The organism is Burkholderia cepacia (assembly GCF_001039005.1).
Classification (GTDB): domain Bacteria; phylum Pseudomonadota; class Gammaproteobacteria; order Burkholderiales; family Burkholderiaceae; genus Burkholderia; species Burkholderia theae.
The window spans coordinates 36561-55475 of the sequence record NZ_LDWR01000004.1; the positions used below are offsets into that span (position 1 = coordinate 36561).

Sequence of the window (18915 nt, forward strand, 5' to 3'; positions counted from 1 at the left end):
ATCGCATGCCAACTGACATGCAAAAGCACACGCGCCGGAACGGGATCGTCGGAATCGTCGTCGTCCTGGCAATTGCAATGTACGGATACGTTCGGACGACAACAGGCTGGGAAACGATCTCGACGCGATTCATGCAGGACGACACGTCGTATGGCGGCGGCAACTACCGCATCAACGGAAACCAGGTGATGAGCGTAAGGCTCGCCCTTCCCGAGGTCACGTTCAAGCCGGCATCCGAGCTGAGGGCCCCCCAACGGGCCGAGCCGACCGAAGCGTGGATGAACGACACCGGCGAATTGCTGAACCGCATGACGATCAGCTTCTTCCGGGGAACCGTCGATGGCGGGATGAAACGTCATTTCCAGCAAGTCGGCCAGGATGCCGCCTGGTGGTACTCGCCGGATTGGTCGGTTCAGTTCATCAGCACGTCGTGGATGAACTACAAAGCCCCCGAGGCGCAAGGCGGCGACGCACCACAAACCACGAAGCTGTGGAAGTCGACCAATGGCGGCCAGACATGGTTGCCGCTTCAATGGCCCGAAGGCCAGAACATCGACCGCCTGCTCTTCATCAACCCGCAGCGCGGCTACGCGATCGGCTGGGGGCCGCGCGTATGGCGGACTTCCGATAGCGGAAACTCGTGGCAGGCGATCGACGTGCCGGCCGATGCGCATGTCGCCGGCAAGACGCGCAAGAATTTCAATGCCATCAGCCTTGGCCCTGACGGCGTGCTGCGCATCGCGTACCACGTCGCTCAGACTGTCGACGCGCCGGCGCACAGCGTGATCGACCGGCTCGACTGGGAGCAGCACGCGTTCGTGACGGATACCGTGTTGCCGGGCCAGATCGTCACCGCCCTCGACACCACGCCGGGGCCGACATCACGCTATTCGCTGTACGTGCTGTCGCGCCTCGACAAGCCGCAGAACGGCGAGGTTCGCGACAATGGCCGCCGCACGGGCGCCATTTCCACGTGGACGAGCGATCATCCCGAGTCCGTGCAGCAACTGCGCACCTTCGACGAGAAGTTCAGGCTCGACAGCCTGAGCGTCGGTCGCGACGGCCTCCTGCTCGTCTATGCCACCGACCCGAACACGGGCAGTGACGGCCGCAGTGGCGGCGCACCGATCGACCTGACGTTCAGCAGCACCAACGCCGGCAAGTCGTGGGATCAAACGACCGACAAGAGCGCACAAGGCGGCTACTTCGACGCCCAGACCAACACGTTGTACTGGCTGCACGCATTCACGCTGAAGAAGCGGACCTTCTGACCATGCGCCGGAAGTCTCGGCGACCGGCCGAATTGCTCAAGCTTCACGCAATTCCGCATCGAGTCTCGATTCCGGTTAGGTATCCGGCCAGCCGCTTTCCGTCCTGAACGAACAAGAGAACGAACAAGAGAACGAAGAAAAGCCTAGATGAAAAAAATGCTGACCCGCGCGACACTGGCGCTTTCCATCGTCTGCGCCGCACCGGCCGCCGCGCTCGCCGCCGGCACCTGCCCCGCCGCAGACACCGCCGCGCGCGCGGCAATCGACGCGCAGCAGCGCGTCCAGCAGGTCCGCAATCCGCAAGGCGACGGCGGCGGCAACGTCGATATCTCGCCGCCGCTGCGCGACGCGCTTCGCGCATACAAGCAGGCGCTCGTCGGCGCGATCGACGCGCGGCTCGCGTGCAGCGACGAACACGTTGAACCGGTTGCGCTGAAACGTACACTCGCGGCCGCGCTCGGCGTGCCGGCCCAATCCGTCCAGGCGAAAAACGGCGAATCGGCGTTCGGCCGCAATCCGGACGTCGACGTCGAACGCGGCGGCACGTCCCGCCCGCTCCTCTTCGTGCGCGCCGGCTTCGACATCGCATGCGGCGACGACAACCTGCTCACCGCGTACGCATGGGAGAACGGCGGCTGGCGGCGCGTGCTGCGCTGGCAGGCCGACGACTACAAGGACATCGGCGGTGCCTACGGCGGCGGCTTCTGGTTCTCGGCGCTGCCCGGCGGCCAGGTCGCGGTCGTCCACGGTACGCCGTGGTGCTCGTCGCGCTGGAGCCGGTTCGGCGCGGACGTGGTCGCCCCGGCAAACGGCTCGGCCGCGCAACGCACGCTGTTCCATACCGAGCACGGCTACGTACTCGACGACAACGCGCTCCGCTTCAAGGTGCGCCCCGACGGCTTCGAGCTGCGCACGACGGTCGGCTCGCTCGACAGCGACGTGATGACGCGGCCCGGCATTTTCCGCTACCGCGTCGACGGCGATACCGTGCAACGCGTGCAGCCCGTCGCGCTCAACGGCCGCGATTTCGTCGACGAGTGGCTGAAGGCGGACGATGCGCCGGCGCGCGAATGGAGCGAGCCCGCCGACGCCGCGGCCGCGCTGAAAGCCCGGCAAGCGTTCAACACGGAAAGCAAGGCGCCCGATACCGGGTTCGCGTACGGCCCCGTGCGCGGCTGCTCGGACGGCAAGGACCGCTTTCAGGTCGAACTGGATCTGACGGGCAAGAGCGGGGAAACCGTCGCGCGGCGCTATGCGCTGATTCGCCAGGAGCGCAACGGGTTCACGATGCTCGGGCTGCACAATGCGGCCGAGCCGGCCTGCCGCGGCGCGAACCTGATGCCGCAGCACTGAGCATCGAGCGCGCGTGCCGCGACGGCCGCGCATATCGACTTTCGACGGTTACGTGAAACGGTGCGGCCGGCCGGAAGCGAAACCGGACCGCAAGTCGCGCGCGCGTCACCGGCCGCGTTGCGGCTCGAACACGAACGGTTGGGTCAGCAGGAACGGATTCGCGGTTGCGCCGGTCTGCACGCAGGGCATGACATGTCAGGACTCGCCCATTTCGATGCCGCCGGCCATGCGCATATGGTCGACGTCGGCGGCAAGCAGGAAACCCAACGCATCGCGATCGCGCGCGGCACGATCCGGATGCTGCCGGCCACGTTCGCGCTGATCCGCGACGGCAAGGCCAAGAAAGGCGACGTGCTCGGCGTCGCGCGCATCGCAGCCATCCAGGGCGCCAAGCGCACGGCCGACCTCATTCCGCTGTGCCACCCGCTCGCGCTGACGCGCGTGGCCGTCGACTTCGAACTCGACGACACGCTGCCGGGCGTCCACTGCGTCGTGCAGGTCGAAACGTTCGGCCGCACCGGCGTCGAGATGGAAGCGCTGACCGCCGTGCAGGTCGGGCTGCTGACCGTCTACGACATGTGCAAGGCCGTCGATCGCGGGATGGTGATCACCGACGTGAGCGTGCGCGAAAAGCGCGGCGGCAAGTCGGGGGACTGGAAGGCGGAAGAGTAATGCATCGATTGCGCGCCGGCTTCCGGAGCAAATTGGTCACACGTGCGGCCTGATGCTGGTTTCACACGAACAGGCTCTATTCGATATTCGCCTGCGATCCACCAGCAATGCGAATCAGCTTTTTGCCGAACGGCTTCCTGTCCGCCGATTAAGCGTGCGGCTGCTTCCGACTGCGCGTTAATTGAATTGAATCCGATAAAGGCAGTGAACGCATGGCCTCGAAACGATTCGTGCTGCCCATACTTTCCGTCTCCGGGTAAATGCATGGCCCGGCGCCGGAATGACTTTCGCCCGCCTACGCCTCGCCACGCTCTGCGTCGCCCCGATGTCTTGTCTTCCGTAAGCGTACGTGTAGAATTCTGTAAGCATTGAATTCATAACAAACGACACTACGGGGTTTTATGGCTCACTCGACCATAGTATTCAAACAACCGAATTTCGGGACCATCAGGAACGCGCCGGTCGGATTTTCATGGACCACCCTGTGTTTCGGATGTTTCCCGGCCATTTTCCGCGGTGACTTCAAGTGGGCTGCGATCAACATCCTCGTCACGTTCGGCGTCGCATTGGTGACGCTCGGGTTCGGCGCCTTCATTCCCTGGATCGTCTTTGCCGTGATCTACAACAAGATGTATATCCGGGAATTGGCAGGAAAGGGTTATGTGGTCGAGCGCGTCGAATCCCGATTTAACCTCGACCAATTGCAAGCCCAACTGGAGACGGTTCTCAAACCCGCTCAGGCTGCTTGAAGTCGTTTCTTGATCCGGCCCGGACGATCGGGTCGAATGAAGGCCGCTTCGTCGATGTCGAAGCGGTCTTTGTTTTTGATTGAAACGAACGCGAGCGACGCCTCCGACTGAACGATCGGCCCGCTTCGTGACAAACCCGCCGGGCTCGTCACTCGCCGCGCCGCGGCTCGAACACGAACGGCTGGGTCAACAGGAACGGATTCGCGGTCGCGCCCGTCTGCGCGCAGGTCGCGTGCGTCATCGCATCGACGGCCGCGCGATCGGCGGTCGCGTTGCGGCTGCTCGTCGTCACGGTGACGTTCTGCGCTTCGCCGGACGTCGTCATCAGCGCGCGCACGAGCACGGTTGCCGGACGCGTGAGCGGCTTCGCGGTGTCCGGATAGACGGCACGCGGAATGTGGCACGTCAGCTTGCTTTCCTGCGACGACGACAGCATCGCGCAGCCGGAAAACAGCATCGCGACGGCGGGCAGGATCAGATAGGTCGAGCGAATGGTCATGGTCGAATATCGTTCTTCAGTGCTGTTCTGGACGAACGCGCCGCGTACCGAATCACATCGCCCCCGCGTCACGTGCATCGCATTGTGCACGCGCCACCCAGCCAACGGCCGCGATTTGACAATGGTTGACGCGAATCGACGCGCGATCGACCGGAATCCCCGCCATTCACGAGGTAATCGATACCGGGCCGGATTCGCGGCTCGCGCCGGCCGATCTGCCCGACCGCCACCGCCGTCATGCGCCGCGACGCGGCTCGCGCCGGAATTCCCCGTTCCGGCGACCGCTGCGCGCGTCAATCCGAATCGTCGTCGTCCGAATCGTCGGCCGCATCGGCGGGAACTTCACCGTACTTCGCGACGACGGCCGCCTTGAACGCCTTCAGCGCCGGCTGCTGGTCGCACAGCTTGTACAGCGACGCAAGTTGTTGCGGCCAGTCCTTCAGCTCCTTCGCAAACACATGCAGGCGCGCGACGGTATCGAGCGCGTCGGCTTCGCGGCCGTCCAGCGCCTGCAGCGCCGCATAACGACGCAGCACCGTCTCGCCGGGCAGCAGCGCGATCGCGCGTTCATGCGCGGCGAGCTTGGCCGGCAAGTCTTCCGGCGAAATCGCGAGCAGCGTGGCCGCACCGTAATCGCCCCACGCGCCGAACAGCAGCGACGGCGCATCGCGGTACTGCGCGGCCGGGTCGCTGCCGTAATACAGCACTTCCGCACGCTGGTAGTCGCGCAGCACCGGCACCGCCGCGAGCACGCCGCCGAACGACAGCACCGCGAACAGCCCGAATGCCGCGCGCCCCGGCAGGATGCGCAGCGGCTTCACGTCGAGCAGACCGATCACGAACATCGCCGGCAGCAGGAAGAACATGTACTGCTGCGGATACTCGACGAGCGCATGCATCAGCAGGATGCCGATCAGCGCGAAGCCGAACACGCGCATGCTCGACTGCGGCGCGCGCAGCGCCCGCACGAACCACATCACGAGCGTGACGACGAGCACGCCGAGGCCGATCAGGCCGGACTTCGCGAGCAGGTCGATGAAGATGTCGTGCGAGTTGTTCGCGATCTCGACGCCGCCGAGCGTGCGCACGAGCGCAAACTGGTGCGACGGAAACTCGCCCCAGCCGACGCCGAGCAGCGGATGCTCGCGGAACATCGCGAGCCCGTACTTCCACAGCGCGAGGCGCGGCGCGATCTGCCCCGCGTCGCGCATCCGGTCGGCCGCCGACTCCGCGAGATTCAGGTGATAGTGCACGTTGGCCCAGCGCACCGCGACGTTCACCGCGATGAACGCAACCGCGAGCACGACCGGAATCAGCCACGCGCGCGCATTGCCCGGCGCGCGGCGCGATTCGAGCCACGCCATCCAGAAGCCCGCGACGACCATCACCGCGACCTGCAGCCACGGCCCGCGCGACACCGTCAGCGCGAGACCGACCGACAGCACGAGCGACAGCGCGAGCCACGCCCATACCGCGAGCCGGCGCGTCTGCACGAGATACAGCGCGCCCGCGAGCGCGAACGCGATGTAGGTGGCCAGATGGTTCGCCTGCGCCATGTTGCCGTACGGACGGCGATCGACCGCGACGTTGTACATCACGACGAACGGCGACACAGCCGACTCGAGGTGGAACATCTGCACGATCTGGGTGCCGACCGCGAACACGCCGCCGACGAGCAGCGCACCGGCCATCATCCGCGAAACGACTTCGGCCAACCCGTCGCGCGCGAGCGCGTAGCCGGCCTGCATCGCGACCAGCGCGGCGGCGAGATAGCCGAGCGCCAGCCAGTTCATCGACGGCACCTTGAGCGGGATCAGCGCGACCTGCGCGATGAGCACCACGGCGAACCCGAGCGGCACGACGAACGCGGCCGGCGCGGCAAACGGCTCGGCAGGGCGGCCCGTGCGCACGAGCAGCACGACCGACAGCCCCACCAGCAGATACAGCACCAGCGCGGAAAACTCGGAATAGAAGGTCGGGATCGGATACGTGTGATTCGTGATCGCATACGGCACGATCAAGGCGACAGCCAGCGCAACGAGCGACAACGAACGGGAAAAAGTAGAAGGCATGAGCGAACCGGATGTCAGCAACCGGCGCACTATACAAAACTTTCCCCCCTCTGTGCGGCGCGGTCGCGCCGCGACCGGGTGCGGGGCGACCGCCCCGGCCGGCCGAAGCGGCGGCCGGCATGCCGCGCGCGCCGCCGCACGGCGCCCCCGCCGGCGCTACGCGCGGCACTCGGCCGGTGCGTATTTCGCAGGCAGCGTCGCGGCGTCGCCCGGCAATGGCCCGGCCCCCGGCGCCGGCAGCGACGACGCATCCTTGCCCGCGGCGAAGCACTCCCACGCGATCGTACCGGCTTGCAGCGCACCCTTTTTGAGCGGCACGCGCGCGGTGGGCGTGTCGGCCTTGTCGGGCGCGGACGGCACGAGCACCAGCGTATTCGTGCCGGTTGCGGCAACGCGGGTGGTGAACGCGACCGTGATCTGGCCGGTTTCGCCGTCGATCGCGACGGATTCGACGTTGCGGGTCGCGGCCGGCGGACTGTAGCCGCCGTCGAGGCTCGCGCCGCTCGCCGCGTTGTCGGCGACCGCGAGCCGCGCGGACGACGCGAGCGCGAGCCCCTCGCCGACGCGCGAGCGCGCAAGGTAATCCTGGTACGCGGGAATCGCATAGGCCGCGATCACGCCGACGATCGCCAGCACGATCATCAACTCGATCAGCGTAAAGCCGGCCGGCCGCCAGCGCGGCGACGGCCGGTTCGCGCGCCGCAGATCGGCGGCCACGCGACGGAACAGGGAAACGGAAAAGGCTTCGAACATGGCAGGCTCCGGAAACGAAAAACGCCTGTCGGTAAAGGCAGGCGTCTCGATCGTAGCCAGCGGGCCGCGAACCCGGCAGTCGGCCGGACGGCCAGTGTCAGTGCGCGTGCGGTGCGCCGCGGCGCCGCCTGAGCGCGTAGCCGGCCGCCACGACGAACAGTGCGCCGGCCATGCTCGCGCCGTAGATCGCGGGTGCCGTATCGAGCACCGGCCAGCGGTCGCCGACGGGGTCGTTCACGATCAGCCCGCCCGCGATCCAGCCGAGCAGCGCGGCGCCGAGCGTGACGACGATGGGGAAGCGGTCGAGCAGTTTCAGCACCAGCGTGCTGCCCCACACGATGATCGGCACGCTGACGACGAGCCCGAAGATCACGAGCGCCATCCGATGCGACGGATCAGCCTGCTCGGACGCGCCTGCGATGGCAATCACGTTGTCGAGGCTCATCACCGCATCGGCGATCACGATCGTCTTCACGGCGTCCCACAGCCGGTCGGCCGGCTTGATGTGATCGTGCGCGTCGGCGGCCGGCGCCATCAGCTTGACGCCGATCCACAGCAGCAGCAGCCCGCCGCCGATCTTCAGGAACGGCACATCGAGCAGCGCGACCGCGAAGGTGATCAGCGCGACGCGCAGCAGGATCGCCCCGGCGGTACCCCAGACGACGCCGCGCAGCCGCTGGCTCGCCGGCAGGTTGCGGCAGGCGAGCGCGATCACGACCGCGTTGTCGCCGCCGAGCAGGATATCGATGATGACGATCTGGAGAACGGCGCCCCAGTGCAGCGACGCGAGGAATTCGAGCATGGGGAAGATGTGCAGGGCTTGGCCGCCCGGCGGGCGGCCCGGTTCATCGCCGGCACATGCGCGACGCATGCCCGGTGCTTACGAATTCATTGCGCGAGCATAACAAAAAACGCCGGCAAAGCCGGCGTTTTCTGCAGGACGAACCCACGTGGAAATATTACAGCGCCTTCTTCAGCAGACGGCCCATTTCCGACGGGTTGCGCGTGACGGTGATGCCGCACGCTTCCATGATTTCCAGCTTCGCTTCGGCCGTATCCGCACCGCCCGAGATCAGCGCGCCGGCGTGGCCCATGCGCTTGCCCGGGGGCGCCGTGACGCCCGCGATGAAGCCGACGACCGGCTTCTTCATGTTGTCCTTGATCCACTGAGCAGCGTTGGCTTCGTCCGGACCGCCGATTTCGCCGATCATCACGACCGCATCCGTATCCGGATCGTCGTTGAACATCTTCATCACGTCGATGTGCTTCAGACCGTTGATCGGGTCGCCGCCGATACCGACTGCCGACGACTGGCCGAGGCCGAGTGCCGTCAGCTGCGCAACGGCTTCATACGTCAGCGTGCCCGAACGCGACACGACGCCGATGCGGCCCTTGCGGTGGATGTGACCCGGCATGATGCCGATCTTCAGTTCGTCCGGCGTGATCGTGCCCGGGCAGTTCGGCCCGAGCAGCAGCGTCTTGCGGCCTTCGCGGCGCATGCGGTCCTTCACTTCGATCATGTCGCGGACGGGAATGCCTTCCGTGATGCAGATCGCGAGATCCAGATCGGCTTCGACCGCTTCCCAGATCGCAGCGGCCGCGCCTGCCGGCGGAACGTAGATGACCGACACGGTCGCGCCGGTTTCTGCCTTCGCTTCCTTGACGCTTGCGTAGATCGGAATGCCTTCGAAATCTTCGCCGGCCTTCTTCGGGTTCACGCCCGCGACGAATGCTTCGCGGCCGTTTGCGTATTCACGGCAGGCGCGCGTATGGAACTGACCGGTTTTGCCGGTAATGCCCTGCGTGATGACCTTCGTGTCCTTGTTGATCAGAATCGACATGTATTTTGACCTCTGTTCGATTGGCGTCGCGTGCAAGCCGCGCCGCCATGCGTGTTCAATAGCGCGCTTACTTGCCTTCGGCAGCCGCGACGACCTTCTGCGCGGCTTCTTCCATGCTGTCCGCCGAGATGATCGGCAGGCCCGAGTCGGCCAGCATCTTCTTGCCGAGGTCCTCGTTCGTGCCCTTCATGCGCACGACGAGCGGCACCTTCAGGTTCACGGCCTTCGAACCGGCGATCACGCCTTCCGCGATCACGTCGCAGCGCATGATGCCGCCGAAGATGTTCACGAGGATCGCCTTCAGGTCCGGGTTCTTCAGCATCAGCTTGAACGCTTCCGTGACCTTCTCGGTCGTCGCGCCACCGCCGACGTCCAGGAAGTTCGCCGGCTCGCCGCCGAACAGCTTGATGGTGTCCATCGTCGCCATCGCCAGGCCTGCGCCGTTCACGAGACAGCCGATGTTGCCGTCGAGCGAGATGTACGCGAGGTCGAACTTCGACGCTTCGATTTCAGCCGGATCTTCTTCGTCCAGATCGCGGTACGCGACGATTTCCGGATGACGGAACAGCGCGTTCGAGTCGAAGTTGAACTTCGCGTCGAGTGCGATGACCTTGCCGTCGCCGGAGACGTTCAGCGGGTTGATTTCGGCCAGCGACGCGTCGGTTTCCCAGAATGCCTTGTACAGGCCTTGCAGGATGGCACGCGCTTGCGGAATCGAAGCAGCCGGCACGCCGATCTTCGCGGCGAGGTCGTCGGCCTGCGCGTCGAGCAAGCCGGTCGACGGCTCGACGATGACCTTGTGGATCAGTTCCGGGTGCTTTTCGGCAACTTCCTCGATGTCCATGCCGCCTTCGCTCGAACCCATCAGAACGATCTTTTGCGTCACGCGATCAACGACGAGGCTGACATACAGTTCCTGCTTGATGTCGGCGCCTTCTTCGACCATCAGACGGTTGACCTTCTGGCCTTCCGGACCGGTCTGGTGCGTGACGAGCTGCATGCCGAGGATCTGGTTCGCGTATTCGCGAACCTGCTCGATCGACTTCGCCACCTTCACGCCGCCGCCCTTGCCACGGCCACCCGCGTGAATCTGAGCCTTCACGACCCAAACCGGGCCGCCCAGCTCTTCCGCCACCTTGACGGCCTCGTCAACCGAGAACGCCGGCTTGCCGCGCGGTACCGCGACTCCGAATTTCCGCAGGATTTCCTTACCCTGGTACTCGTGAATCTTCATGCGTGATTCCCTTCAGTCTGAGAGTTGGATGAAAAGTCGCTTAAGACGCTTCTTCGAATGATTTCCGTTCATTCCTTCGTGCTGCCGTCACCGGGCACGCCCGGCCGTTCCGCACCATACCAGCGCGGGTAGAACTGCCGCACGACCTCGCCGTCGAACCGCAGCGCCCGGCAGCGACCGAGCTGGAACGGCGGTTCGTCGTGCGCGCCGTCGTGATCCGGCCCTTCACCACCCTCCTCGCGCACGTTCCATACGTCACCGGCAAACGCCTGGATCGCTGCCGTCGGCAGCACGGCGCACAGTTCGGTGAGGTGGGAGCAGCCTGCGACACCCGACAGCAGTCGGTTCGCATCGCGGCGGAAGTGGCGGAAAAGATTGAGCCCGATGAGGGCCCGATAGGCGGGAGGGGCGGATTGACACTGACCGGGATACGGCACCCATTCCGAAGACGCTTCGGCGTCGACGACATTGAGTTCACGATCGATAGTCACGCGCAGCCAGAGTTCGTGGATCGGCAGGCCCTGGGGCCGGATGCCCGACGCAAGCGCGACATCGCGCGGCTTGTGGTCGGTCAGGCAGGCTTCAATGTCCCACAAGCCGTCGCCGCGCTCGTAAGCTTCCGCTCGGATTGCGCGTTGATGTCGCAACTGACGGGGCACGGGCTCGGATAGCGGCATGCTGGAGGTTGAGGCCGAAGAGGAAAACCCATGGATTTTAGCATATTGGGTATTTGAGACAGTTTGACGCGACGGCGGGTATTCCCGCCTGTCCGGAAGCGGTTGCATTGCAGCAAAATCGCGCGCCACGCACGCGACCGGCCGGGTCAGTCGTCGATCGGGAAATCGTCGCCCACCTTCAGCAACTTCACGATGGTCGCGCTCGAGAAGCCGCGCGCGGCGAGAAAACGTGCCTGCTTCGCACGCTCGGCCGGCGTTTGCGGCAGTGCACCGAATTTCTTGCGCCAGACCGCCTGCGCACGGGCCCATTCGGTCTCGCGCAGCTGCGCGTTCACCTCCTCGACAAGGACGTCGCCGACCGCATGGCGCTTCAGTTCGCTGACGATGCGCGCGACGCCGACGCGCGACGCGCGGCGATTCACCAGGCTCTCGGCAAAGCGTGCGTCGGACAGCCAGCCGTCCTTTTCCAGCGCGTCGAGCACCGGCTCGACGGATTCGTCTTCGCCGACGTACGGCGCGAGCTTGCGCGCGAGTTCCGTGCGGCTGTATTCACGCCTCGACAGATAACCGAGCGCGCGGCCTTTCAACGAACGCGGCGGCTTCGACGACTTGCGCTCTCCCGCGCCCGGATCGTCGCCGGAAGAAGCGCCGGGCCCACGACGCGTGCGGCGCGGATGCTGGCTGCTGCGCGTATAGACGTCTTCCGTGGCGGGTGCGGATGCGTCGGATGCGCGCTCACCCGGGAAGCTGACACCGGACACGCGACGGCGGGGCCGGTCGTGTGCGTCGAACGATTCATCGTCGTCGAACGGATCGTCCGGCGCGGTAATCTCAAACGAAACGAGGGCATCGTCGGATGCCCTCGTCGCGGTGCGGTTCGCGGCATGGCTGCCTGCGCCCCGCCGATCGGCGCCCGAGGATCCGGCTCGCCGGCCGGAGCGACCCGCCGTTTCGGGCATGTCGCTCTCCTCCGGCTCGCCAGCCTGACCTCGGCGCGCGACCATCACTCTTCTTCGTCCACCGCCTCGGCTTCGTTGCTTGCGCCATCAGGCATTGCGACGACGCCAAGCGATTCGCGGATGCGGTTCTCGATCTCGCGTGCGATTTCCGGATTCTCGCGCAGGAATTCACGCGCGTTGTCCTTGCCCTGGCCGATCTTCTCGCCGTTGTAGCTGTACCAGGCGCCCGCCTTGTCGACGATCTTCGCCTGCACGCCGAGATCGATGATCTCGCCCTGGCGCGAAATACCCTCGCCATACAGGATGTCGAAGATCGCTTCGCGGAACGGCGGCGACACCTTGTTCTTGACGACCTTCACACGGGTTTCGTTGCCGATCACCTCATCGTTCTTCTTGATCGAGCCGATCCGGCGGATATCGAGACGCACCGACGCATAGAACTTCAGCGCGTTGCCGCCCGTCGTGGTTTCCGGGTTGCCGAACATCACGCCGATCTTCATGCGAATCTGGTTGATGAAGATCACCAGGCAGTTCGTGCGCTTGATCGTGCCGGTCAGCTTGCGCAGCGCCTGCGACATCAGGCGAGCCTGCAGGCCCGGCAGCGAATCGCCCATCTCGCCTTCGATTTCGGCCTTCGGCACGAGCGCCGCGACCGAGTCGATGACGATCATGTCGACCGAGCCCGAGCGCACCAGCGCATCGGTGATTTCCAGTGCCTGCTCGCCGGTGTCCGGCTGCGAGATCAGCAGTTCCGGCACGTTCACGCCCAGCTTCGACGCATATTGAACGTCGAGCGCGTGTTCGGCGTCGATGAACGCGGCCGTGCCGCCGATCTTCTGCAGTTCGGCAATGACCTGCAGCGTGAGCGTGGTTTTACCGGACGATTCCGGGCCGTAGATCTCGACCACGCGGCCGCGCGGCAGGCCGCCGACGCCAAGCGCGATGTCGAGCCCCAGCGAACCCGTGGAGACGACCTGGATGTCTTCGGCCGCCTCGCCGTCGCCCATGCGCATGATCGACCCTTTGCCGAACTGCTTCTCGATCTGCGCGAGTGCGGCCGCCAGCGCCTTGCTCTTCTCGGCGGTCATCCCGGAGCCTTTCTTGCTTTCTTCCATGAATCGTCCTTTGCTATGATGAGCAGCGTCTGTTAAAGGCGCGCCCGCTTTCAAGCGCCGCCCACGAATGCAGACACTGTATAAAAAAACAGTGTTTTATGCAAGCCCGCAATGCAGGCTGTGTTGTACACAAATAACTTCGGAGACAGCCGCGCCGGCGCGAACACCTTGCCGGCCATCGGTCAGCAACATGCGAATTCTCATCGCCGAAGACGACAGCATACTCGCGGACGGCCTCACCCGGTCACTCCGCCAATCGGGCTATGCCGTCGACCACGTGAAGAGCGGCGTCGACGCCGATACGGCGCTGTCGATGCAGACATTCGACCTGCTGATCCTCGATCTCGGGCTGCCTAAAATGTCCGGGCTCGACGTGCTCAAGCGCCTGCGCGCCCGCAATTCCAACCTCCCCGTGCTGATCCTGACCGCCGCCGACAGCGTCGACGAGCGCGTGAAGGGGCTCGACCTCGGCGCCGACGACTACATGGCCAAGCCGTTCGCGCTCAACGAGCTCGAGGCGCGCGTGCGCGCGCTGACCCGGCGCGGCGCGGGCGGCGGCCCGACCGTCGTCCGGCACGGCTCGCTCGCGTTCGACCAGGTCGGCCGCATCGCGTATGCGAACGATCTCGTGCTCGATCTCTCCGCGCGCGAACTCGGCCTGCTCGAGGTGCTGCTGCAGCGGATCGGCCGGCTCGTGTCGAAGGAGCAGCTCGTCGACCATCTGTGCGAATGGGGCGAGGAAGTCAGCAACAACGCGATCGAAGTCTACGTGCACCGGCTGCGCAAGAAGATCGAACCGAGCGGCGTACGGATCTCGACCGTGCGCGGCCTCGGCTATTGCCTCGAGAAGGTCGCGCCCGCCGCGCCGGCCGGCACGACAGCGCCCCAGCCCGCGGTGGCCGGCACGCCGCTGCGCTGAAGCCGGGCGTCGCCGCGATGGCCACGCCGGCCCATTCCCGCCACCCGACCGGCGCGCCGTCGTCGGCCGCCGACGACGCGCGCGACGCACGTTACGAGAACCCGTTCGCGCCGCCCGACGAAACCGATACGCCCGAGGCCCCGCGCCCGCGCTCGCTGTTCGGCGAAATCCTCGACTGGATGCTCGCGCCGCTACTGCTGCTGTGGCCGATGAGCATCGCCGTCACCTACCTCGTCGCGAAGACGATCGCGAACAGCCCGTTCGACCGCACACTCGAGACCAACGCCTACGTGCTCGCACGGCAGATCCACCCGGTGAACGGCGTCGCCGAGCTGACGCTGCCGGAGCAGACGCGCGACTTCCTGCGCGCGGACAACGTCGACAGCGTTTACTTCCAGGTGCTCGGCACGCGCGGCGAGCTGGTCGCGGGCGAAGCCGACATGCCGCTGCCGCGCGACGAGGACCGCCCGCCGCCGGGCGTCGTCGTGTTTCGCGACGACCTGCTGCGCGGCAACGACGTGCGCGTCGCGTATACGACGGTCGCGCTGCCGCAATCGAGCGGCACGCAGCCCGTGCTCGTGCAGGTCGGCGAAACGCTCGACAAGCGCAACGCGCTCGCGAACGACATCATCAAGGGCGTGATCCTGCCGCAATTCGTGATCCTGCCTCTCGCTATCCTGCTCGTCTGGTTCGGGCTGTCGCGCGGGCTCGCGCCGCTCAACGCGCTGCAGGCGCACATCCGCGCGCGGCGACCCGACGACCTGTCGCCCGTCGAGGCGCAGCGCGCGCCGCCCGAGATCGAGCCGCTCGTCACGTCGTTCAACGATCTGCTCGCGCGTCTCGAACAGAACATGGCGCTGCAAAAGCGCTTCATCGCCGACGCCGCGCACCAGATGAAGACGCCGCTCGCGGGCCTGCGCACGCAGGCCGAGTTCGCGCTGCGCCACCCGGTTCCGCCCGACGTGCAGCGCTCGCTCGAGCAGATCGCGACGAGCTCCGAGCAGGCCGCGCGGCTCGTCACGCAGCTGCTTGCGCTCGCGCGCGCCGAGAACCGCGCGAGCGGGCTCACGTTCGAGCCGGTCGAGATCGCCGCGCTCGCGCGGCGCACGGTGCGCGACTGGGTGCAGGCCGCGCTCGCGAAACGGATGGATCTCGGCTACGAAGGCCCACCGGACGACACGCCGCTCGACGTCGACGGCAATCCGGTGATGCTGCGCGAGATGCTCGGCAACCTGGTCGACAACGCGATCCGCTACACGCCGGAAGGCGGCCGCATCACGGTGCGCGTGCACGCCGACCCGGCGGCGCGGTTCGTGCATCTCGAAGTCGAGGACACCGGCCCCGGCATCCCCGCCGCCGAACGCGAGCGCGTCGTCGAGCGCTTCTACCGGATCCTCGGCCGCGAAGGCGACGGCAGCGGCCTCGGGCTCGCGATCGTGCGCGAGATCGCCACGCAGCACGGCGGCACGCTGACGCTCGACGATCACGTCTACCAGCGCGAACCGCGCCTCGCCGGCACGCTCGTGCGCATCAGCCTGCCGTTGGCCGAAACCGCCCCGGATTAACCCTGATACGCACCGCCGCGGCGCGCCGAAATCGCATCGAAACCGGCGATTTACCGAACGTTCGCATCACAATCGGCACGTATAGAAGCTGATTCGGCGCGGGTTAACGCGCAGTCGTTTTGTGCGCGCGAGTCAGTGCGCCGTAAGTTTCCGTGCCAATAATCGTCGACAGGCCCGCCCACCCAAGGCGGCCGCACATCTATATCAAGGGACTTGGAGACGATTCATGGCAACGTTAGGCGGGCAAATTTCGCACTCGCCGATGACGGGCGAAGAGAAGAAGGTGATCTTCGCGTCGTCGCTCGGCACCGTGTTCGAGTGGTACGACTTTTACCTGGCCGGCTCACTCGCGGCCTACATCAGCAAGAGCTTCTTCTCCGGCGTCAATCCGACCGCCGCGTTCATCTTCACGCTGCTCGGCTTCGCGGCCGGTTTCGCCGTGCGCCCGTTCGGCGCGATCGTGTTCGGCCGGCTCGGCGACATGGTCGGACGCAAGCACACGTTCCTCGTGACGATCGTGATCATGGGCATCTCGACGTTCGTGGTCGGCTTCCTGCCCGGCTATGCGTCGATCGGCATCGCCGCGCCCGTGCTCTTCATCGCGATGCGGCTGTTGCAGGGCCTCGCGCTCGGCGGCGAGTACGGCGGTGCGGCGACTTACGTCGCCGAGCATGCGCCGGCGAACCGCCGCGGCTTCTACACTGCGTGGATCCAGACGACCGCGACGCTTGGGCTGTTTCTGTCGCTGCTCGTGATTCTCGGCGTACGCACCTTCATCGGCGAGGAAGCGTTCGGCAACTGGGGCTGGCGCGTGCCGTTCGTCGCATCGATCGCGCTGCTCGCGGTGTCGGTGTGGATCCGGCTGCAGCTGAACGAATCGCCGGTGTTCCTGCGCATCAAGGCGGAAGGCAAGACGTCGAAGGCGCCGCTGACCGAAGCGTTCGGCCAGTGGAAAAACCTGAAGATCGTGATCCTCGCGCTCGTCGGCCTGACGGCCGGCCAGGCCGTCGTGTGGTACACGGGCCAGTTCTACGCGCTGTTCTTCCTCACGCAGACGCTGAAGGTCGACGGCGCGAGCGCGAACATCCTGATCGCGATCGCGCTCCTGATCGGCACGCCGTTCTTCCTGTTCTTCGGTTCGCTGTCGGACAAGATCGGCCGCAAGCCGATCATCCTCGCGGGCTGCCTGATCGCGGCGCTGACCTACTTCCCGCTGTTCAAGGCGCTCACGCACTACGCGAACCCGCAGCTCGAGATCGCCACGCAGAAGGCGCCGATCACGGTCGTCGCCGATCCCGCCACCTGCTCGTTCCAGTTCAACCCGGTCGGCACGTCGAAGTTCACCGACTCGTGCGACATCGCGAAGAGCGCGCTCGCGAAGGCGGGCCTGAACTACGAGAACGTCGCGGCACCAGCCGGCACGACCGCGCAGATCAAGGTGGGCGACACCGTGGTCGAAGCGTACGACGCCAAGGGAACCGACGCGAAGGCGAAGGGGGCGGCATTCGACAAGACGCTCGCGACCACGCTGAAGTCGTCGGGTTATCCGGCGAAGGCCGATCCCGCGCAGCTCAACTGGCCGATGACGATCGTGATCCTGACGATCCTCGTGATCTACGTGACGATGGTCTACGGGCCGATCGCGGCGATGCTGGTCGAGATGTTCCCGACGCGGATCCGCTATACGTCGATGTCGCTGCCGTATCACATCGGCAACGGCTGGTTCGGCGGCTTCCTGCCGGCAACCGCGTTCGCGATCGTCGCGGCGAAGGGCAACATCTATTCGGGACTCTGGTATCCGATCGTGATCGCACTGGCCACGTTCGTGATCGGGCTGCTGTTCGTCAAGGAGACGAAGGACACGAACATCTACGCGCAGGACTGATGCCGACGCGCGGGCGAGCGGCGGTTGCCGGATGCGTTCCGGCCAACGGCAACCCGCCCCGCGACGAAGCCGACACGGGCCGAGGGCAACTTTTTTCATGCCAGATGAAAAAAGGTGTTGACAGCAAAACGCCTCATCGGCATAATTTATTTCTTCGGCGAATTAGCTCAGTCGGTTAGAGCGACGGAATCATAATCCGCAGGTCCGGGGTTCGAATCCCTGATTCGCCACCAAATGCAAAAAGGGCCCAGCGCAAGCTGGGCCCTTTTTCTTTGCTCCTCGAAATTTCTCGTGCTCCGCGAGAAGCATGCGGCATCAGCACCCGTCACGTCCGCCCAACCGCCCGGCCTCGTCGCGACGTCCTACGCCGCCACCGCCCCACGCCGTTCCTCCGCCGCCTTCCCCTGCACCTTCCCGCGCCAGTTCTCCCCGCCTTCCAGCGACGGCGTCGACTCGAACAGCTCCGCGATCCAGTCGGCGAACACGCGCACCTTCTGCGACAGATGCCGGTTGTGCGGGTAGACGATCGAGATCGGCTTCGGCTTCGGATTGCAGTCCGGCAGCACCTCGACCAGCGATCCGTCGAGCAGGTTCGGCAGCACCATGAACAGCGTCGGCTGGATCATCCCGAACCCTTCGAGCCCGCACGTCACGTAGGCATCGGAATCGTTGACCGTCACGCTCGCGTTCATCCGCACCTCGAACGGCTTGCCGTCTATCATGAACACCCACGGAATCGCCCGCGCGCCGTGGCTCGACCGGAAATTCACCGCATGATGCTCGGCGAGATCGGCAATCTCGTGCGGCTCGCCGTGACGCGCGAGGTAGTCGGGCGACGCGCAGGTCACGCGTTTGAGCATCCCGATCCGCCGCGCGACCATCGACGAATCCTCGAGCGGCCCGACCCGGATCATGCAGTCGATACCCTCCTCGACCGGATCCACGTAGCGGTCGGAGAGCCCCAGTTCGAGCGTGATGTCCGGATAGCTCTGCCGGAAAATCGACAGCGACGGCAATACGACGCGCCGCCCGAGCGAACTCGGCATGTGGACGCGCAGCACGCCGCTCGGCTTGCGGTTGCCGACCTGGAAACTCGCGTCGGCTTCCGCGATCTCCGAGATGATCTTCGTGCAATGCTCGTAGTACGCGGCGCCCTCCGGCGTCAGCGACAGCCGGCGCGTCGTCCGGTGCATCAGGCGCACGCCGAGCAGCGCCTCGAGATTCTGGATGATGGTCGTCACCGACGCGCGCGGCATCGCGAGCGTGTCGGCCGCGCGTGTGAAGCTGTTCGCGTCGACCACGCGGGTAAAAACTTCCATTGCCTGGATTCGGTCCATGCTGCCCCCCTTCG

Annotated in this window: 17 protein-coding genes, 1 tRNA gene and 1 pseudogene; 8 read left to right on the forward strand and 11 right to left on the reverse strand. The window is 65.7% G+C overall.

Annotation, left to right across the window (positions count from 1 at the left end; all coding sequences use genetic code 11):
* Nucleotides 1-77: 77 nt before the first annotated feature.
* Together VL15_RS01195 and VL15_RS01200 are read left to right on the forward strand one after the other, a co-directional pair.
* Nucleotides 78-1271, forward strand: a complete 1194-nt coding sequence (locus VL15_RS01195) for a WD40/YVTN/BNR-like repeat-containing protein (RefSeq protein WP_048242796.1) — start codon at nt 78-80, stop codon at nt 1269-1271.
* A gap of 147 nt (nt 1272-1418) precedes the next feature.
* Nucleotides 1419-2624: a hypothetical protein gene (locus tag VL15_RS01200; RefSeq protein WP_048242658.1), complete on the forward strand. Its 1206-nt coding sequence runs from the start codon at nt 1419-1421 to the stop codon at nt 2622-2624.
* Nucleotides 2625-2729: 105 nt separating this feature from the next.
* Here VL15_RS01200 and VL15_RS43030 read toward each other — a convergent pair.
* Nucleotides 2730-2807 (reverse strand): annotated as a pseudogene (locus tag VL15_RS43030) (energy transducer TonB); the annotation flags it as partial.
* A 9-nt stretch (nt 2808-2816) separates the two neighbouring features.
* Here VL15_RS43030 and moaC point away from each other — a divergent pair.
* Together moaC and VL15_RS01210 are read left to right on the forward strand one after the other, a co-directional pair.
* Nucleotides 2817-3296, forward strand: coding sequence for a cyclic pyranopterin monophosphate synthase MoaC (moaC, locus tag VL15_RS01205; RefSeq protein ID WP_048242659.1), 480 nt, complete (start codon nt 2817-2819; stop codon nt 3294-3296).
* Nucleotides 3297-3697: 401 nt separating this feature from the next.
* Complete coding sequence (locus VL15_RS01210; protein WP_048242660.1) at nt 3698-4045, forward strand: hypothetical protein; 348 nt, start codon at nt 3698-3700, stop codon at nt 4043-4045.
* Between the two features lie 148 nt (nt 4046-4193).
* On the opposite strand, the gene VL15_RS01215 is transcribed toward VL15_RS01210, so the two are convergent.
* The 9 genes from VL15_RS01215 to recA all read right to left on the reverse strand — a co-directional run bounded on the left by VL15_RS01215 (nt 4194) and on the right by recA (nt 13195).
* A complete protein-coding gene (locus tag VL15_RS01215; protein WP_048242661.1) occupies nt 4194-4544 on the reverse strand; it encodes an energy transducer TonB family protein in 351 nt (116 codons plus the stop codon).
* A gap of 293 nt (nt 4545-4837) precedes the next feature.
* The gene (locus VL15_RS01220) at nt 4838-6616 is read right to left on the reverse strand and encodes a PglL family O-oligosaccharyltransferase (protein ID WP_048242798.1); all 1779 of its coding nucleotides are present in this window, start codon (nt 6614-6616) and stop codon (nt 4838-4840) included.
* Nucleotides 6617-6772: 156 nt separating this feature from the next.
* Nucleotides 6773-7369 (reverse strand): pilin, encoded by a 597-nt coding sequence (locus tag VL15_RS01225; protein ID WP_048242662.1) that lies wholly within the window; start codon nt 7367-7369, stop codon nt 6773-6775.
* Nucleotides 7370-7466: 97 nt separating this feature from the next.
* Complete coding sequence (locus tag VL15_RS01230) at nt 7467-8171, reverse strand: TerC family protein (RefSeq protein ID WP_048242799.1); 705 nt, start codon at nt 8169-8171, stop codon at nt 7467-7469.
* A gap of 157 nt (nt 8172-8328) precedes the next feature.
* Nucleotides 8329-9210, reverse strand: a complete 882-nt coding sequence (sucD, locus tag VL15_RS01235; protein WP_010090788.1) for a succinate--CoA ligase subunit alpha — start codon at nt 9208-9210, stop codon at nt 8329-8331.
* 67 nt (nt 9211-9277) lie between these two features.
* Complete coding sequence (gene sucC / locus VL15_RS01240; protein ID WP_048242663.1) at nt 9278-10444, reverse strand: ADP-forming succinate--CoA ligase subunit beta; 1167 nt, start codon at nt 10442-10444, stop codon at nt 9278-9280.
* A gap of 68 nt (nt 10445-10512) precedes the next feature.
* Entirely contained in the window at nt 10513-11121 is a 609-nt protein-coding gene (locus tag VL15_RS01245) for a DUF2889 domain-containing protein (protein ID WP_048242664.1), read from the reverse strand.
* A gap of 146 nt (nt 11122-11267) precedes the next feature.
* Nucleotides 11268-12125 carry a recombination regulator RecX gene (recX, locus tag VL15_RS01250; RefSeq protein ID WP_048242665.1) on the reverse strand — a complete coding sequence of 286 codons (858 nt, stop codon included), beginning with the start codon at nt 12123-12125 and terminating at the stop codon, nt 11268-11270.
* Nucleotides 12125-13195, reverse strand: coding sequence for a recombinase RecA (recA, locus tag VL15_RS01255; protein ID WP_048242666.1), 1071 nt, complete (start codon nt 13193-13195; stop codon nt 12125-12127). Before recA ends, recX begins: the two co-directional genes overlap by 1 nt.
* A gap of 190 nt (nt 13196-13385) precedes the next feature.
* Between recA and VL15_RS01260 the strand changes: the two genes are divergently transcribed.
* From VL15_RS01260 to VL15_RS01275, 4 genes are all read left to right on the forward strand, one after another.
* Complete coding sequence (locus VL15_RS01260; RefSeq protein ID WP_048242667.1) at nt 13386-14114, forward strand: response regulator transcription factor; 729 nt, start codon at nt 13386-13388, stop codon at nt 14112-14114.
* 17 nt (nt 14115-14131) lie between these two features.
* Nucleotides 14132-15679 carry a sensor histidine kinase gene (locus VL15_RS01265; RefSeq protein ID WP_048242668.1) on the forward strand — a complete coding sequence of 516 codons (1548 nt, stop codon included), beginning with the start codon at nt 14132-14134 and terminating at the stop codon, nt 15677-15679.
* A gap of 226 nt (nt 15680-15905) precedes the next feature.
* Nucleotides 15906-17564: an MFS transporter gene (locus tag VL15_RS01270; RefSeq protein ID WP_048242669.1), complete on the forward strand. Its 1659-nt coding sequence runs from the start codon at nt 15906-15908 to the stop codon at nt 17562-17564.
* Nucleotides 17565-17720: 156 nt separating this feature from the next.
* Nucleotides 17721-17797: transfer RNA gene (locus VL15_RS01275), tRNA-Met, on the forward strand.
* Between the two features lie 129 nt (nt 17798-17926).
* Here VL15_RS01275 and VL15_RS01280 read toward each other — a convergent pair.
* The gene (locus VL15_RS01280; protein ID WP_048242670.1) at nt 17927-18901 is read right to left on the reverse strand and encodes a LysR family transcriptional regulator; all 975 of its coding nucleotides are present in this window, start codon (nt 18899-18901) and stop codon (nt 17927-17929) included.
* Between the last annotated feature and the right edge of the window lie 14 nt (nt 18902-18915).

What these genes read in the sequence shown, in the direction of transcription:
- VL15_RS01260 (WP_048242667.1), top strand. Translation starts at nt 13,386, where the DNA reads ATGCGAATTCTCATCGCCGAAGACGACAGCATACTCGCGGACGGCCTC.
- sucD (WP_010090788.1), bottom strand. Translation starts at nt 9,210, where the DNA reads ATGTCGATTCTGATCAACAAGGACACGAAGGTCATCACGCAGGGCATT.
- VL15_RS01280 (WP_048242670.1), bottom strand. Translation starts at nt 18,901, where the DNA reads ATGGACCGAATCCAGGCAATGGAAGTTTTTACCCGCGTGGTCGACGCG.
- VL15_RS01215 (WP_048242661.1), bottom strand. Translation starts at nt 4,544, where the DNA reads ATGACCATTCGCTCGACCTATCTGATCCTGCCCGCCGTCGCGATGCTG.
- VL15_RS01245 (WP_048242664.1), bottom strand. Translation starts at nt 11,121, where the DNA reads ATGCCGCTATCCGAGCCCGTGCCCCGTCAGTTGCGACATCAACGCGCA.
- VL15_RS01220 (WP_048242798.1), bottom strand. Translation starts at nt 6,616, where the DNA reads ATGCCTTCTACTTTTTCCCGTTCGTTGTCGCTCGTTGCGCTGGCTGTC.
- VL15_RS01210 (WP_048242660.1), top strand. Translation starts at nt 3,698, where the DNA reads ATGGCTCACTCGACCATAGTATTCAAACAACCGAATTTCGGGACCATC.
- VL15_RS01230 (WP_048242799.1), bottom strand. Translation starts at nt 8,171, where the DNA reads ATGCTCGAATTCCTCGCGTCGCTGCACTGGGGCGCCGTTCTCCAGATC.
- moaC (WP_048242659.1), top strand. Translation starts at nt 2,817, where the DNA reads ATGTCAGGACTCGCCCATTTCGATGCCGCCGGCCATGCGCATATGGTC.
- recA (WP_048242666.1), bottom strand. Translation starts at nt 13,195, where the DNA reads ATGGAAGAAAGCAAGAAAGGCTCCGGGATGACCGCCGAGAAGAGCAAG.
- VL15_RS01270 (WP_048242669.1), top strand. Translation starts at nt 15,906, where the DNA reads ATGGCAACGTTAGGCGGGCAAATTTCGCACTCGCCGATGACGGGCGAA.
- VL15_RS01225 (WP_048242662.1), bottom strand. Translation starts at nt 7,369, where the DNA reads ATGTTCGAAGCCTTTTCCGTTTCCCTGTTCCGTCGCGTGGCCGCCGAT.
- sucC (WP_048242663.1), bottom strand. Translation starts at nt 10,444, where the DNA reads ATGAAGATTCACGAGTACCAGGGTAAGGAAATCCTGCGGAAATTCGGA.
- VL15_RS01195 (WP_048242796.1), top strand. Translation starts at nt 78, where the DNA reads ATGTACGGATACGTTCGGACGACAACAGGCTGGGAAACGATCTCGACG.
- VL15_RS01265 (WP_048242668.1), top strand. Translation starts at nt 14,132, where the DNA reads ATGGCCACGCCGGCCCATTCCCGCCACCCGACCGGCGCGCCGTCGTCG.
- recX (WP_048242665.1), bottom strand. Translation starts at nt 12,125, where the DNA reads ATGGTCGCGCGCCGAGGTCAGGCTGGCGAGCCGGAGGAGAGCGACATG.
- VL15_RS01200 (WP_048242658.1), top strand. Translation starts at nt 1,419, where the DNA reads ATGAAAAAAATGCTGACCCGCGCGACACTGGCGCTTTCCATCGTCTGC.